Source organism: Arthrobacter sp. 210 2, assembly GCF_059093025.1.
This window is the reverse complement of the sequence record NZ_JBNHIE010000004.1, coordinates 99210-114412: the sequence shown is the minus strand read 5'-3', so window position 1 is coordinate 114412 and position 15203 is coordinate 99210. Positions and strand designations below refer to the sequence as shown.

At 66.2% G+C, this 15203-nt stretch carries 13 protein-coding genes; 7 read left to right on the top strand and 6 right to left on the bottom strand.

Features of this window, described 5'->3' with window-relative positions:
- Positions 1-12: 12 nt before the first annotated feature.
- Both AC5RWA_RS10060 and AC5RWA_RS10055 read right to left on the bottom strand, forming a co-directional pair.
- Entirely contained in the window at positions 13-1167 is a 1155-nt protein-coding gene (locus AC5RWA_RS10060; RefSeq protein ID WP_494057496.1) for an FAD-dependent oxidoreductase, read from the bottom strand.
- 27 nt (positions 1168-1194) lie between these two features.
- Entirely contained in the window at positions 1195-1530 is a 336-nt protein-coding gene (locus AC5RWA_RS10055; RefSeq protein WP_494057495.1) for a YciI family protein, read from the bottom strand.
- Between the two features lie 239 nt (positions 1531-1769).
- On the opposite strand from AC5RWA_RS10055, the gene clpB reads away from it, so the two are divergent.
- Complete coding sequence (gene clpB / locus AC5RWA_RS10050; RefSeq protein ID WP_494057494.1) at positions 1770-4412, top strand: ATP-dependent chaperone ClpB; 2643 nt, start codon at positions 1770-1772, stop codon at positions 4410-4412.
- A gap of 38 nt (positions 4413-4450) precedes the next feature.
- Here clpB and AC5RWA_RS10045 read toward each other — a convergent pair whose 3' ends face one another.
- On the bottom strand, positions 4451-5158 hold the full coding sequence (locus AC5RWA_RS10045) for a septum formation family protein (RefSeq protein WP_494057493.1): 708 nt from the start codon (positions 5156-5158) through the stop codon (positions 4451-4453).
- 273 nt (positions 5159-5431) lie between these two features.
- Between AC5RWA_RS10045 and AC5RWA_RS10040 the strand changes: the two genes are divergently transcribed.
- Both AC5RWA_RS10040 and AC5RWA_RS10035 read left to right on the top strand, forming a co-directional pair.
- A complete protein-coding gene (locus tag AC5RWA_RS10040; RefSeq protein WP_050053419.1) occupies positions 5432-5665 on the top strand; it encodes a DUF3073 domain-containing protein in 234 nt (77 codons plus the stop codon).
- Positions 5666-5912: 247 nt separating this feature from the next.
- Entirely contained in the window at positions 5913-6689 is a 777-nt protein-coding gene (locus AC5RWA_RS10035; protein ID WP_494057492.1) for a VOC family protein, read from the top strand.
- 63 nt (positions 6690-6752) lie between these two features.
- On the opposite strand, the gene purM is transcribed toward AC5RWA_RS10035, so the two are convergent.
- From purM to AC5RWA_RS10020, 3 genes are read right to left on the bottom strand one after another with little or no spacing between them, the layout of a single operon-like run.
- On the bottom strand, positions 6753-7898 hold the full coding sequence (gene purM / locus AC5RWA_RS10030; RefSeq protein ID WP_115523662.1) for a phosphoribosylformylglycinamidine cyclo-ligase: 1146 nt from the start codon (positions 7896-7898) through the stop codon (positions 6753-6755).
- Positions 7895-9565, bottom strand: a complete 1671-nt coding sequence (purF, locus tag AC5RWA_RS10025; protein WP_079595245.1) for an amidophosphoribosyltransferase — start codon at positions 9563-9565, stop codon at positions 7895-7897. Before purF ends, purM begins: the two co-directional genes overlap by 4 nt.
- Before the next feature lie 59 nt (positions 9566-9624).
- On the bottom strand, positions 9625-9939 hold the full coding sequence (locus AC5RWA_RS10020; protein WP_115523663.1) for a hypothetical protein: 315 nt from the start codon (positions 9937-9939) through the stop codon (positions 9625-9627).
- Between the two features lie 240 nt (positions 9940-10179).
- On the opposite strand from AC5RWA_RS10020, the gene AC5RWA_RS10015 reads away from it, so the two are divergent.
- The 4 genes from AC5RWA_RS10015 (at position 10180) to AC5RWA_RS10000 (ending at position 15150) form a co-directional block, all read left to right on the top strand.
- On the top strand, positions 10180-11265 hold the full coding sequence (locus tag AC5RWA_RS10015; RefSeq protein WP_494057491.1) for an S-(hydroxymethyl)mycothiol dehydrogenase: 1086 nt from the start codon (positions 10180-10182) through the stop codon (positions 11263-11265).
- Positions 11265-11885 carry an MBL fold metallo-hydrolase gene (locus tag AC5RWA_RS10010; RefSeq protein WP_494057490.1) on the top strand — a complete coding sequence of 207 codons (621 nt, stop codon included), beginning with the start codon at positions 11265-11267 and terminating at the stop codon, positions 11883-11885. Before AC5RWA_RS10015 ends, AC5RWA_RS10010 begins: the two co-directional genes overlap by 1 nt.
- Before the next feature lie 99 nt (positions 11886-11984).
- Positions 11985-14336 carry an FdhF/YdeP family oxidoreductase gene (locus tag AC5RWA_RS10005; RefSeq protein ID WP_494057489.1) on the top strand — a complete coding sequence of 784 codons (2352 nt, stop codon included), beginning with the start codon at positions 11985-11987 and terminating at the stop codon, positions 14334-14336.
- Between the two features lie 148 nt (positions 14337-14484).
- The gene (locus AC5RWA_RS10000; RefSeq protein WP_494057632.1) at positions 14485-15150 is read left to right on the top strand and encodes a PhzF family phenazine biosynthesis protein; all 666 of its coding nucleotides are present in this window, start codon (positions 14485-14487) and stop codon (positions 15148-15150) included.
- Positions 15151-15203: the final 53 nt, after the last annotated feature.

Sequence of the window (15203 nt, the reverse complement as noted above, 5' to 3'; positions counted from 1 at the left end):
GCTTGTGGATTCTTAGAGTGCTGCGCCGGATTTTCCGATGACTGCTGAACTGATGACCCGCTTCATGCCCGGGATGCCGGCAAGCCGGATGGCGGTGCGGCGGGCGAATGCGGCTCGCCTGGTTCCCGGGACAAACCACTGGGCGGCAGCTGCGCCGGCCTTCTGGTGCTCCAGTACCGCGGGGCGCACCCTGGCTTCGAAGGATTCCAGGGCACGGCTGATCGTTGAGTGGCGCCCCAGTTCCTCGGCCAGCACACCGGCAGCAGCCATGCCGAGGGATGCGCCCTGGCCCGCGAGCAGTGAAACGGCTGCAGCGGAGTCACCCACCAGGACAACGCGGCCCGTGTGCCAGCGGGGCATCCTGATCTGGGCTACCTGGTCGTAATAGATGTCCCGCGGGCATTGCTCCAGGGCGGCAGGGCAGATCCACCCCAGGCCGCCGTACCTGGACCGGAGCAGTGCCCGGGGATCCTCCGGAAGCCCGGGACTGTCCGTGCGGTGGACGGCCATGGCGGTGATCCGGCCGTCACGAAGCAGGTAGAAGAACATCGCCTCGTTCCGGGTGTCCGTGATGGCGAACCGGTTCCCGAGGCGGGCGGCGAGTTCCGGGTCGCTGAAGGAGTAGGCGCCCAGCTGGAAGCCGAGATAGCGGAAGAACCCGTCTTCCGGGCCGAAGGCGAGCTCACGGGTCACGGAGTGGATCCCGTCGGCGCCGATGAGCAGGTGGGCCTCCAGCACCTGGCCGTCGTCAAGGGTCACCGCCACGGACTCCCGGCTCTGGCCCACCGACACTACGGTGCGGCCGTACTGAAGCTCCACGCCGGGAGGCACTGCTTCGCGAATGGCACGTTCCAGGTCCGGGCGGAGGATGCTGACCAGCCCGCCACCGGCAACCTGCGCGAATCCGGAGAAGGGAAGGGTGGCCCGTGCCCTGCCTTTCCGGTCAACGTAGTCCACCTGCCGGACCCGGTAGCCCAACTCATGGAGCCGGGGGACGATGCCCAAACTGGCCGCTGCACGCCACCCGGGGCCGAAGAAATCGATCATGTACCCCAGCGGCCGAGGACCCTCGGACTGCTCCACCACCACCACGTCCCAGCCGCCACGGGCCAGGAACGCCGCGCTGGAGAGCCCACTGATTCCGGCCCCGCAGATGACGGCTTTCACCGGGATTCCCGATCGACCGGTTGGGCTCTACATTCCCGGCAGGTCCAGGGATTCGTACACCTGGATGCTGGAACCGGGCATCATCAGGTGTGGGTGGCCGTCGAACAGGGCCTGCGCGGACCCAAGGTCCTGCGCTTGGACAATGGCGTAGCCGGCCACGCCGTTTGTGGTGTCAGACGCGCCGGTGCTGGTAATTTCCTTGCCGGCCCCCAATGGATTGCCCATGTCCAGGATGCCCTCACCGGCGCGGGCTGCCCACTCCATCCAGGCTTTCATGCCCTCCTGGGCCGCTTCCGGCGTGCTTTCCTGCATCTGCTCCTGGGCTGCCTTCGGTCCAAGGTAAAGAACAACGAACTTCTTCATTGACTGTCCCCTCTCAAAATGGGCCGGCGGAACGTCCACCGCGGTCCCACGCCCGATCCTAGAGTGCGCAGCCCGGGAAGGGGAACCACCAATATGTGGGCCCAATAGGGCCGGTAGCCCCTGTCGCCAGCATTATCGAGGTGTTTTGCTGTAGGCAAACATGGTATGGAACCGGCCCAAAACCAGAGTTGAGCGTAGTAGACTCAACTTAGAAAACTTATCCCCGAAAGGAGCCCTCTTTGGACGTCAAATTCACTACCAAGAGCCAGGAGGCTCTCTCGGCTGCGGCCATGAACGCCTCCACGGCAGGCAACCCGCAGGTGGAACCGGCCCACCTGCTCAAGGCGCTGATGGACCAGCGCGAGGGCGTCGCCGTCGCGCTTTTGCGCGCCACCGGCGCCGACCCGGACGCCGTCAGTGTCCAGGCGAGCAGCGCCATCAAGGCGCTGCCGGCCACTTCCGGTGGCTCCAGCCAGCAGGCACAGCTTTCCCGTCCTGCCCTGCAGGCCATCCAGAATGCCAAGGAAGAGGCGGACCGGCTGGGCGACACCTTCGTCTCCACCGAGGTCCTCCTGCTGGGCCTCGCGGGCGGAAACGATGCAGCAGCCCGGGCGTTGCGCGACGCCGGCGCTTCCCGTGAAGCGCTGCTCGCTGCCCTTCCGGGTGTCCGCGGTGACCGCAAGGTGGATAACCCGGACCCGGAGAACACCTTCCAGTCGCTGGAGAAGTTCGGCACGGACCTTACCGCCATGGCGCGGTCCGGAAAGCTTGACCCGGTGATCGGCCGGGACACGGAGATCCGGCGCATCGTGCAGGTCCTGAGCCGCCGCACCAAGAACAACCCCGTGATCATCGGTGAACCCGGCGTGGGCAAGACCGCCGTCGTCGAGGGGCTGGCTCAGCGCATCGTGGCCGGGGACGTGCCGGAAAGCCTGCGCGGCAAGACCCTGATCGCCCTGGACCTGGCGTCCATGGTGGCCGGCGCCAAGTACCGCGGTGAGTTCGAGGAGCGGCTGAAGGCCGTGCTGGAGGAGATCAAGAACTCCGAAGGCCAGATTGTCACCTTCATCGATGAGATCCACACGGTGGTGGGTGCGGGTGCAACCGGCGATTCCTCCATGGACGCGGGCAACATGCTCAAGCCCATGCTGGCCCGCGGCGAGCTGCGGCTGATCGGTGCCACCACGCTTGATGAATACCGCGAGAACATCGAAAAGGATCCCGCCCTGGAACGCCGCTTCCAGCAGGTGTACGTGGGCGAGCCCAGCGTGGAGGACACCATCGGTATCCTCCGCGGCCTCAAGGAGCGCTACGAGGCGCACCACAAGGTCACCATCTCCGATTCCGCCCTGGTGGCGGCCGCTACGCTCTCCAACCGCTACATCTCCGGCCGCCAGCTTCCGGACAAGGCCATCGACCTGGTGGACGAGGCCGCGTCCCGGCTCCGGATGGAGATCGACTCCGCACCGGAGGAAGTGGACCAGCTGCAGCGCGTTGTGGACCGGCTCACCATGGAAGAGCTGGCTCTGCAGGGTGAAAAGGACGAGGCCTCCGTTGAGCGCCTGGCTGCCCTGCGGGCGGACAAAGCGGACAAGGAAGAGGAGCTGAACGCGCTTAAGGCCCGCTGGGAGGCTGAAAAGGCCGGCCTCAACCGGGTCGGCGACCTGAAGGCGAAGCTGGACGAGTTGCGTGGCGCCTACGAAAAAGCGGCGCGTGAAGGCGACCTGGAGACGGCGTCCCGCGTTCTCTACGGCGAAATTCCCGCGCTGGAGCGGGAGCTGAACGCCGCCGCCGAGGCCGAAGCCGCCGTCACGGACAAGTCCTCGCAGATGGTAGCGGAGCAGGTGACCGCGGACGACATTGCCGAGGTCATCTCCGCCTGGACCGGTATCCCTGCGGGCCGCATGCTGCAGGGTGAAAGCCAGAAGCTGCTCCATATGGAGGAGGAGCTGGGGAAGCGGCTCATCGGCCAGGGCAAGGCCGTCACGGCCGTGTCCGACGCCGTCCGCCGTGCCCGGGCAGGCATCAGCGACCCCAACCGGCCCACCGGTTCCTTCCTCTTCCTGGGCCCCACCGGCGTGGGCAAGACCGAGCTGGCCAAGGCCCTGGCGGACTTCCTGTTCGACGACGAGCGCGCCATGGTCCGGATCGACATGTCCGAGTACGGCGAGAAGCACTCCGTGGCACGGCTGGTGGGTGCACCTCCGGGCTACGTGGGCTATGAGGAGGGCGGCCAGCTCACGGAGGCCGTCCGGCGCCGGCCGTACTCGGTGGTGCTGCTGGACGAGGTGGAGAAGGCCCACCCCGAAGTCTTCGACATCCTCCTGCAGGTGCTCGACGACGGGCGCCTCACCGACGGCCAGGGCCGTACCGTGGACTTCCGTAACGTCATCCTGGTGCTGACCTCCAACCTGGGCAGCCAATTCCTGGTTGACCAAAACCTGGATGCCGAAGCCAAGCGGAACGCCGTAATGGCCACCGTGAACGCCTCCTTCAAGCCGGAGTTCCTGAATCGACTGGACGAAGTGGTGCTGTTCGACGCTCTGAACATGGAGGAGCTCGCGCGCATCGTGGAACTGCACGTTGGCGAACTGGGCCGGCGCCTGCACGAACGGCGGCTCACGCTGGAGGTTACCGACGGGGCGAAGGCCTGGCTCGCCATCTCCGGCTTCGATCCCGCCTACGGGGCCCGGCCGCTCCGCCGCCTGGTCCAGCGCGAGATCGGCGACCGGCTCGCTAAGGCCATCCTCTCCGGCGACATCAGCGACGGCGACACCGTGCTCGTGGACACCGCGGCCGACCTAGGGGAGTTGGCAACAGGCGACGTGGACGCCCTGACCGGCGCGTCAAATTCCGGACTCTCCGTCCGTCGGAAGGAATAAACGCAAAAAGGGTGCGTGCTGCCCTGGCGGCCTGGCCGCTAGGGCAGCACGCTCGCGTTGATGACGTTGCCGCCGTCTGCAGTCACGTAGCAGTCCACCCTGCGGTCACCGGAGCCCCAGCTGGTATCGCTGGGGAAGCTGCGCTGGAAATTGAGCGGGTACTGGTCGGCCGCCGGGCCCAGCCTGGCAGCCTGGCAGGCTTCCAGTGCTTTGGCCTTGAGCGCGTCCGCCCCGGGGTAGTCCCCGGCCTCCGGGTAGCGGAAGACTGCCACCAGCTGTGCGGAATGGCCTGTGTCGCACGGGACCACCCTGGACGCCAGCGCTTCGGGGTTGAAGTCGGCGAAACAGTCGCCCAGCGCATACTCGGTGGCCGGCACTCCTTCCCGCGGCAGGGGCAGCGGTGTTGCGGGCGGGGTGACAGTGGTCTCAAGCACGCCGGAAGTTTCGGCATCCGCTGTTTGGGAACCCTGGCCGGAGTTCAGCCAGATGGCGAGCCACACCAGTCCGCTGACCACGGCCAGGAGCACGACGACGAAGAACGCCTTCCACAGGGCGCGTTTGGTTCCTGCCCGCATCCTTGGCTTCGCTTCCGGCACATGCTGGGACCAGGTGACGGATTCGGGTGCGGGGGCAGGGCCTGCGGCTGGGCTGTGACCGCGGCCGGGGTCCTCGTTCCCGGCAGGAACCTTCGGAAGGCCGCCAGTGGGCGGCGAGGTGGGCTTCGGCGGGACGTCCTGGTTGTTCACGTGGGTGCATCCTCCTGCGTTCTTTCCGCGGTGGCAGCCTGTCAGCCGTCCAGTTTCGGCAGTTGTTTTAGCGACTCTACCGAAGAAAAAAGCTGGAAACTCGCGGGTGGAGCAGAGGAATAGTAGCGCAAACCACGGCAGGGCGTCCCGTCTGGCAAGCAGGGCAGGCGGAAAGCATGTAATCTAGGTGTACGACAAATTGACCAAACATTCCGGGGCCTCACCTACGCCAAGGTGACCACCTCCGGTCCAAGTACAAAAGGGGGTCACGCCATGGGGCGCGGCCGTCAAAAGGCAAAAGCTACCAAGCAGGCTCGGGATATCAAGTACTACTCCCCGAACACTGACTACTCGGCACTTCAGCGTGAGCTGACGGGTCCAGGCAGTCGTGCCACGAGCCATTATGCGAATGAGCCGGTCGAACCGGACTATTCGGCTTATGTGGATAAGTACGCGGATGATTTGGAAGAAGACGACGACGAGGTAGACACCCGTCGGATCGGCTAGTTGTCGCAAGCTGCCAACGCCTGAGGGCGGCAGCCCTGTGACGCCGCGGCACCAATGGATGCAGCAGGTGTTTCTGCAGTTTCCAATGGATCAGTGCAGCGCTTCTTTTTCAGTACCCTGATCCCCGCGGATCCAGGGTCCTGACTTCAGTTGGAAAGCCCGCTGTCCGCACCTTCAAAGGTGCTGGCAGCGGGCTTTTTGTTGCCGGTTTGCCGGGCAGTCCTGCCCGCACTGGTAGCCTGACCGCATGACTGCCCGCACCAAGTACGCCGAGGGTGAGCCCTGCTGGGCGGACCTGCAGACACCCGATGTTGCCGCTGCCAAGGACTTTTACGCGACGGTGTTCGGCTGGACGTATGAAGACCTGCCCACGCCGGATGGCCGCAGCTTCGCCCGCGCCTTCATGAATGGGCAGCTCGTCGCGGTCATCGCCCCCCAAAACCCGCTGCAGCAGGCTGCCGGAACCCATGCCCAGTGGAACATCTACCTCGCCTGCAGTGATGCCGCAGCCACTGTGCAGGACGCCGGCCACGCCGGCGGGGCTGCGGAGTTCGGACCCGAAACAGTAGGGGATACCGGCGTCCTCGCTTTTCTGAGGCCTCCCGGGGGCGGTACTACCGGCATCTGGCAGGCCGGAACGCATGCAGGAAGCCACCTGTACGACGAACCCGGTGCACTGGCATGGGCGGAACTGTCAACGCCCGAGCCGCAGGCCGCCGTCGGCTTCCTCCAGCAGCTTTTCGGGCATGAGGTCACCGAATATCCCCAGGACGACGGCGGCAGCTACAGCACGCTGCTGGTGCAGGGTGAGGAGGTGGCCGGGGTTGTCCCTGCCGAGGCGGGGGAGGAAGCCGGCTGGCAGATTTACTTTGGTGTTGCCGACCTTGCCGCAGCCGTACAGTCCGCAGTGGCCGCCGGCGGCGGGATTCTTGTGGAGCCGGACGACCGCCCGGGGAATGGTTCGTTGGCCACCATCCGCGATCCGCAGGGCGGGATCCTGAACCTCATCCAGGTACAGGGTTAAACGCAGCGGCGCCCCGCAGCCGCCCGTCAGAGGGCGGCCGCGGAGCGCCCACGGGAGTAGTGCTTACGCGTAGGCGTTGACCAGGCGGACTGCGCCGCCGTCCACGCCCTTGGCGCCCTGGACATAGTCCGGGCCGGACTTCAGGATTGAGTCCGAATCCTCGGTGACAGTGCCCATGACCCAGGACGGGAGGCCACGGTCGTTCAAGCGGGATACGGCGGCGTCCGCCGCTTCGGGGGAAACGATGGCCACCATGCCCACGCCAAGGTTGAGGGTGCGCTCCAGGTCTGCCAGCGGGACGTTGCCCAGCTCGGAGACCAGCTTGAAGATGGCCGGCAGTTCCCAGGTGGCGCGGTCCACCGTTGCCACCAGCCCCTGGGGGAGGACGCGCGCCAGGTTGGCGGCGAGGCCGCCGCCGGTCACGTGGCTGAAGCCGTGAACGGCAGCGCTGCCCGTCACCGGGAACGTGCGGGCCAGGTCCAGGCAGTCCGCGGCGTAGACGCGGGTGGGCTCGAGGAGCTCCTCGCCCAAGGTACGGCCGAGTTCGGAAACCTGGCGGTCCAGTGCCCAGCCGGCGTGGTTGATCACGCGGCGCACCAGGGAGTAGCCGTTGGAGTGCAGGCCTGAGGAGGCCATGCCGATCACCACGTCGCCCGCGCGGACGCGCTCCGGGCCCAGGAGGTGGTCCGCCTCGATGACACCGGTGGCGGCACCGGCGACGTCGTACTCGTGCTCGCCCAGCAGGCCCGGGTGCTCGGCGGTTTCGCCGCCCACCAGCGCCGTGCCGGCCACCGAGCAGGCAGCCGCGATGCCGCGGACGATGTCTGCGATGCGCTCCGGCACCACCTTGCCGCAGGCGATGTAGTCGGTCATGTACAGGGGTTCGGCGCCCACCACCACGATGTCGTCCACCACCATGCCCACCAGGTCGAAACCGATGGTGTCGTGGATGTCCATGGCCTGGGCGATGGCAACCTTGGTGCCCACGCCGTCGGTGGAGGTGGCAAGGAGCGGCTTCTTGTAAGTCAGCAACCGGGAGACGTCGTAGAGGCCGGCGAAGCCGCCCACCCCGCCGATCACCGAAGAGTTGTGGGTTGCCTTGATGGCACCCTTCATGAGCTCGACGGCGCGGTCGCCGGCTTCAACATCGACGCCGGCGGAGGCGTAGGTGATGCCGGCGTTGTTTGCGGCGGGCGTTGCGGAAGTCATACGGACTCTTTCTTGTCAGCGCCGGCGGCGGCGTGTACGTCCGGCACGAGGTCGGCTTCGGTCAGCAGGTTTTCAAACTCGGAGTCCGGTCCGGGGTCGCAGCCGGTGGCGCCGGACTTTTCCGCCGGGTCCACTTCGGGGTCCACGGCAAGGGCCGCAGTTTGGCCCGGGAGGGCGGACGGGGAGGGCTTCAGGCCGCCCAGGTCGGTGCGCTCCAGGAGGTTCTTGCCCAGCTTGTCCGAACCCGGGAGTTCGATGGGGTACTTGCCGGTGAAGCAGGCGGTGCAGAGGCGTTCACGCGGCTGCCGGGTGGCGCCGATCATGCCGTCCTCGGAGATGTACGCCAGCGAATCGGCACCGATGGCCTGCGAGATCTCCTCGATGGTGGCGCCGTTGGCAATCAGTTCCGCCCGGGAGGCGAAGTCGATGCCGTAGAAGCAGGGCCACTGGACGGGCGGGGAGGAAATCTTGACGTGCACGGCGGCGGCGCCGGCCTCCCGGAGCATCCGGACGATGGCGCGCTGGGTGTTGCCGCGGACGATCGAATCATCCACCACCACCACGCGCTTGCCGCGGATCACGGACTCAAGGGCGTTGAGCTTGAGCCGGATACCCAGCTGGCGGAGGGTCTGCGAGGGCTGGATGAAGGTACGGCCCACGTAGGAGTTCTTGACGAAGCCGTGGGCGAAGGGGATGCCGGATTCCTCGGCGTAGCCCACCGCGGCAGGGGTGCCGGATTCCGGAACCGGAATGACGATGTCCGCAACCTGGGTGTTTTCCCGGGCCAGCTGGCGGCCCATCTCCACGCGCGATTCGTAGACGGAGCGGCCGGCGATGGCGGCGTCCGGGCGCGCAAGGTAGACGTATTCGAAAACGCAGCCGGCCGGCGTGGGCTCGGCGAAGCGCTTGGAACGCACGCCCTCTTCGTCGATGGCGATGAACTCGCCGGGCTCGATTTCGCGGATGAAGCTGGCGCCCACGGTTGCCAGTGCGGACTGCTCCGAGGCGACCACCCAGCCGCGCTCCAGCCGGCCAAGGACCAGCGGGCGGATGCCGTAGGTGTCCCGCGCGGCGTAGAGGGTGCCTTCGTCCATAAAGACAAAGCAGAAACCACCCTTGATCTTGGGCAGGAGTTCGGTGGCGGTCTCCTCGAGGGTCTTGCCCTCTTCGCCTTCCAACAGGGCCGTGACCAGGGCGGTGTCCGAGGTGTTGCCCTGCTTCATTTCACCGGTGAGGTTGCCGCCGTTGCGTTCCAGGATCATGGCGTTGAGCTCGGCGGTGTTGGTCAGGTTGCCGTTGTGCGCCAGGGCCACGGTGCCGGTGCTGGTGGCACCGAGGGTGGGCTGGGCGTTGGCCCAGTGGCTTGCGCCGGTAGTGGAGTAGCGGCAGTGGCCGACGGCCAGGTGCCCGGTCAGGGTGTTCAGCGTGGTCTCGTCGAAGACCTGGGAGACAAGTCCCATGTCCTTGTAGACGTTGATCCGCTTGCCGTCGCTGGTGGCTATACCAGCCGACTCCTGACCGCGGTGCTGCAGTGCATACAGCCCGTAATAGGTAAGTTTTGCTACTTCTTCACCTGGTGCCCAGACTCCGAAGACGCCACAAGCGTCCTGCGGGCCTTTTTCGCCAGGGAGAAGATCATGGGAAAGTTTTCCATCGCCGCGTGCCACTGGTCGATTATCTCACGACATGGGGTATGACTTTTCCGGCCCGCGGTTTATGACCGGAGCTAGGGCTGGGGATCGGTGTCCGGCTCAGAGTCGGGAACTGACTCCACCACGGCCCGCTGCCGGCGCTTAATACTGCGGCGGTCCAGGATAAGGGCCAGCGCGGCGCCCAGGATGGCACCGAAGCCGGCAAACATCACCAGGAAGAAGCCGAAGACCGAGCCGGCATCGAAGCTGGCGTTCCCGGGAAGGCCGTACGCCACTACCGCCGCGGCCACAATCCCCACCAATGCGCCCAGGATCAGGAAGGGCACATATTTGGGGGCCCGGCGCACTGTTACTTCGCGCCGCTCAGCAGGGGGTTGTTCAGAAGCCATGCCATCCAGCCTACTGCGGGCAGCAGATTAAGCACTCCAGACTGATATATCTATTGACAGGGGCTGTGGCCACTGTCATATTTTCCTGTAGCGCTATGCGCAATTGGTTGTGTAATACGCAATTTATTGCGGCTGGCAAACCAGGAGGACGGCCTCGTCAGGCACATTTGCGTCAGCTAGATTGGCACGTGGTGCCGAGTCGCCGGATCCGCCCGGGTCCAGGAAAGGAACACGAGAACAATGGTCCATAAAGTTCAAGCCGTCATCGCCCGGGAGAAGGATGCCCCGGTTTCGCTGGAGACCATCCTGGTGCCGGACCCGGGTCCGGGGGAGGCGCTGGTGGATATTCTCACCTGCGGCGTCTGCCACACTGACCTGCATTACAAGCAGGGCGGCATCGGCGACGAGTTCCCGTACCTGCTGGGCCATGAGGCCACCGGCGTGGTCAGTGCTGTTGGTCCGGACGTCACCGAGGTGTCCCCGGGCGACCGCGTGATCTTGAACTGGCGTGCGGTGTGCGGCCAGTGCCGGGCGTGTGCCAAGGGCCAGCCGCAGTACTGCTTCAACACGGCCAACGCTACCCAGAAGATGACCCTGGAGGACGGCACCGAACTCTCCCCGGCCCTGGGTATCGGCGCCTTCGCGGAGAAGACGCTGGTCGCGGCGGGGCAGTGCACCAAGGTCGATCCCGAAGCTGATGCTGCCGCGGTGGGCCTGCTGGGTTGCGGTGTGATGGCCGGCATTGGCGCTGCCATCAACACCGGTGAAGTCAAGCGCGGCGAGTCCGTGGCCGTGATCGGCTGCGGCGGTGTGGGCATCGCGGCGATCGCCGGTGCGAAGCTGGCCGGTGCCACGACGATCATCGCCGTGGACATCGACGACAACAAGATCGAGATGGCCAAGTCCCTGGGCGCCACGCACGGGGTGAACTCCAAGCAGGAAGACGCCGTCGAGGCGATCCGTGCCCTCACCGGGGGCAACGGCGCTGACGTGGTGATTGACGCCGTCGGCCGTCCCGAAACCTACAAGCAGGCGTTCTACGCCCGCGACCTTGCCGGCCGGGTGGTCCTGGTGGGCGTCCCGACGCCGGAAATGACGCTGGAGCTGCCGCTGCTGGACGTGTTCGGCCGGGGCGGGTCGCTGAAGTCCTCCTGGTACGGCGACTGCCTGCCCTCCCGCGACTTCCCGATGCTGGTCAGCCATTACAAGCAGGGCAACCTGGACCTGGACGCCTTCGTGTCGGAGCGCATCACCATCGACCAGGTGGAGGAAGCCTTCGAAAAGATGCACCAGGGCAAGGTCCTGCGCTCGGTGGTGGAACTGTAATGGCAGTACAGATTGAGAACCTGGTCACCTCGGGCACGTTTTCGCTCGACGGCGGCACGTGGGACGTGGACAACAACGTCTGGATCGTCGGCAACGACGAGGAATGCGTGATCATTGACTCCCCGCACGACGCCGCGGCGATCATCAACCAAGTCCGCGGCCGGAAGGTCAAGGCCATCCTGCTGACGCACGCGCACAACGACCACATCGGCGCCGCCCGGGAAGTCGCAGACGCCGTGGGCGCCCCGATCGTGCTGAACCCGGAAGACCTGGTCCTGTGGAAGCAGGTCTACCCGGACTACGAACCGGACCGGGAGCACCACGATGGTGACCTGTTCGAAGTCGGCGGCGCTACGCTGCGGGCCATCCACACCCCTGGCCACTCGCCGGGCTCCACCTGCTTCTACCTGGAAAGCGAAGGAACGGTCTTCACCGGGGACACGCTGTTCAATGGCGGCCCCGGGGCAACCGGCCGGTCCTACAGTGACTACCCCACCATCCTGGCCTCGATCCGGGAGCGGCTGCTGGTGCTGCCGGCCGAGACGGTGGTCCGCACCGGCCACGGCGACAACACCACCATCGGCGCGGAGCAGGAAACCCTGGCGAAGGTCGCCCAGTAGCCATTGAAGTAACAGCAGTGTCCCGCAAAGGCGCGCCAGGAACCTTGGTGCGCCTTTGCTGGTGCCAGAACTACGTATGCCGGTAAGGAAGTTGGAACAATGAAGTTCGGTAAGCTGCCCGCACCCGTTGCGGACATCAACGAGGACGACCTCGAAGTCCATAAGCCCAAGACCGAGGCGGCAGGGGTGAAGGCCGTGATGGTCGCCCTGGAACGTGCGGTGGCGCAGGCGGGTGTGACGCGCACGGCGCAGTCGTTGCTGCGGTTGAACCAGCGCGGCGGGTTTGACTGCCCGGGCTGCGCGTGGCCGGAGTCGGACAAGAAGCGCAAGGCGGCCGAGTTCTGCGAGAACGGCGCCAAGGCCGTGGCCGAGGAAAACACCCTGCGTACGGTGGGGGCGGAGTTCTGGGCTAAGCACTCGATCGCGGAGCTCTCCACCAAGACGGAGTATTGGCTGGGCAACCAGGGCCGGCTGAGTGAACCGGTGGTGATCCGCGAAGGTGACACCCACTACTCACCGATCTCCTGGGCTGACGCGTTCGAGCTGATCGGTGAGCACATGCGGGCTACCACGGCTGACCGGTGCGTCTTCTACACCTCGGGCCGGACCGCGAACGAGACAGCGTTTATGTACCAGCTGTTCGCCCGGGCGCTGGGCACCAACAACCTGCCGGACTGTTCCAACATGTGCCACGAGTCCTCCGGCTCGGCACTGAACCCGACCATCGGCATCGGCAAGGGTACCGTGTCCCTGGAGGACATCCACGATTCAGAGCTGATCTTCGTGGTGGGCCAGAACCCTGGCACCAACCACCCCCGGATGCTGTCCGCGCTGAAGGAATGCAAGGACAAGGGCGGCAAGGTGGTGGCGGTCAACCCGCTGCCCGAGGCCGGGCTGTTCAACTTCAAGGACCCGCAGACCGTTTCCGGTGTGGTGGGCGGCGGCACTCCGCTGGCCGACGAGTACCTGCAGATTAAGGTGGGCGGGGACCTGGCGCTGTTCCAGGCGCTCGGGCACCTGCTGCTGGCGGAGGAGGAACGGAACCCGGGCACCGTCGTCGACCATTCCTTCATCGCAGCCCAAACTGACGGGTTCGACGCCTACCGCGACGCCCGCAAGGAGCTGGACTGGGCCGAGACCGAGCAGGCCACCGGCCTGTCCCGGGAACAGATCGAGACAGTGGCCGGGATGCTCATCAAGTCCAAGGCCACCATCTTCTGCTGGGCGCTGGGCGTGACGCAGCAGCCGCACTCGGTGGACACCATCAAGGAAATGGTCAACGTCCTGCTGCTGCAGGGCAACTTCGGCAAACCCGGCGCCGGCGCTTGCCCCGTGCGCGGGCACTCCAACGTCCAGGGCGACCGGACCATGGGCATCTGGGAAAAACCCAAGGAATGGCTCCTTAAAGCGCTCGACACCGAGTTCGGCATTACCTCCCCGCGGCACCACGGCTACGACGCCGTGGAGTCCATGGAGGCGTTCGAACGCAACGAGGTGGACGTGTTCGTCTCGATGGGCGGCAACTTCTCCCTGGCCTGCTCGGACACCGAAATGCTGGAGGCAGGGATGCAGCGGATCGGGCTGACCGTGCACATCTCCACCAAGCCCAACCGCTCCCACATCGTCCACGGCCGCACCTCGCTGATCCTGCCCACCCTGGGCCGGACCGACAAGGACGACAAGCACCCCAAGGGCGCGCAGTTCCTGTCCGTGGAGGACTCCATGTCCGTGGTCCACTCCACGCAGGGCCGGCTGACGCCGGTCTCGGAGCACCTGCTCGCCGAGCCGGTGATCGTAGCCCGGATGGCTGAGGCCACCTTTGGCCCGGACCACTCCGTGGACTGGAAGGCCATGGCCGAGGACTACGACGTGATCCGGGACCACATCGAACGGGTCCTGCCCGGGTTCGAGGACTTCAACGCCCGGGTCCGGACCAAAAACGGGTTCGTGCTGCCCAACCCGCCCCGGGACACCCGCTCGTTCGCCACGGACATCGGCCGCGGCCGGTTCACCGTCAGCCCGCTGGAATACCTCACCCCGCCGGCCGGGCACCTGGTGCTGCAGACCATCCGCAGCCACGACCAGTACAACACCACCTACTACGGCCTGGACGACCGCTACCGCGGCATCTCCGGCGGCCGCCGCGTGATCCTCATCCACCCCGAAGACCTCGCCGAACAGGGCTACAACGACCGCGACCTCGTGGACGTCGTCAGCACCTTCGGCGGCGTTGACCGCCGTGCCGAGAAGTTCCGGCTCGTGGCCTACCCCACCGCGAAGGGCTGCGCCGCCGCGTACTTCCCCGAAGCCAACGCCCTGGTGCACAAGGAAAACGTCGCCCGGGAATCCAACACCCCCGGCTTCAAAGCCATGTTCGTACGCTTCGAACCACACACCGAAGCAGCAGCGGAGGATGCTGCCGGGGCGCTGGAGCCGGCCACGGCCGGATAACCCGCGGCTACCCGCCACAAACAGCGACGGCGTCCTTCCGGCTGATGCGGAAGGACACCGTCGCCGTGTACGCCAAGGCCACTTCCTGCAACTGGCTCTAACTTTGCAGTCCAGTCCGCCGCTACGGTAGTGGGAACTCGTCCCGGAGATCCCGGATGGGGCCACGCCCTTCGACTTCGCGCAGCCCGCCTACCACCTCCGCTGGTTCACGCCGGCCATCGAGGTGGACCTGTGCGGGCATGCAACCCTGGCCACGGCGTCCTACCTCTTCACCGATGTCCACCCGGACGCCAAGCGCCTGCAGTTCTGGAGCCGCAGCGGCTGGCTGTATGTGGAGCGGGACGGCGAGGGCTACGTCCTGGATTTCCCTTCCGAAATGCCCGAACCGGTGGCCGTCGACCCGGTTGTCAGCGAGGCCCTCGGGGTTCCGGCGCTGGAGGCTTTCCTGGCCACCGACCTCATCCATGTGGTCGAGGATGCCGAGACAGTGCGCACGCTGTCGCCCGATTTTGGCGCGCTTGCGAAGCTGCCCGTCCGCGGCGTTGTAGTGACCGCTGCAGGCGGTGAAACGGGCTATGACTTTGTCTCCCGGTTCTTCGGTGCCCGGGCCGGCATCGACGAGGACCCCGTGACCGGTTCGGCCCACTCCCAGCTTGCGCCGCTTTGGGCCGGCCGGCTGGGCAGCACGGTCCTGGCCGCCCGGCAGCTCTCTGCCAGGGGCGGCACGGTGCTTTGCCGCGTGGAGGGCGCACGCACCCTGCTCTCCGGCACGTGCGTGCGGTACCTCGAAGGCTCAGTCCAGCTGGCGGACTAGCGGAACTGAAAGGTGGTTGAGCCCGCCGGGTTTCGACAGGCTCAACCACCGGG

Excerpts from the sequence above, each read along its gene's own strand:
- AC5RWA_RS10015 (WP_494057491.1), top strand. The coding sequence starts at position 10,180 with ATGGTCCATAAAGTTCAAGCCGTCATCGCCCGGGAGAAGGATGCCCCG.
- AC5RWA_RS10010 (WP_494057490.1), top strand. The coding sequence starts at position 11,265 with ATGGCAGTACAGATTGAGAACCTGGTCACCTCGGGCACGTTTTCGCTC.
- AC5RWA_RS10035 (WP_494057492.1), top strand. The coding sequence starts at position 5,913 with ATGACTGCCCGCACCAAGTACGCCGAGGGTGAGCCCTGCTGGGCGGAC.
- purM (WP_115523662.1), bottom strand. The coding sequence starts at position 7,898 with ATGACTTCCGCAACGCCCGCCGCAAACAACGCCGGCATCACCTACGCC.
- AC5RWA_RS10055 (WP_494057495.1), bottom strand. The coding sequence starts at position 1,530 with ATGAAGAAGTTCGTTGTTCTTTACCTTGGACCGAAGGCAGCCCAGGAG.
- AC5RWA_RS10020 (WP_115523663.1), bottom strand. The coding sequence starts at position 9,939 with ATGGCTTCTGAACAACCCCCTGCTGAGCGGCGCGAAGTAACAGTGCGC.
- AC5RWA_RS10005 (WP_494057489.1), top strand. The coding sequence starts at position 11,985 with ATGAAGTTCGGTAAGCTGCCCGCACCCGTTGCGGACATCAACGAGGAC.
- AC5RWA_RS10040 (WP_050053419.1), top strand. The coding sequence starts at position 5,432 with ATGGGGCGCGGCCGTCAAAAGGCAAAAGCTACCAAGCAGGCTCGGGAT.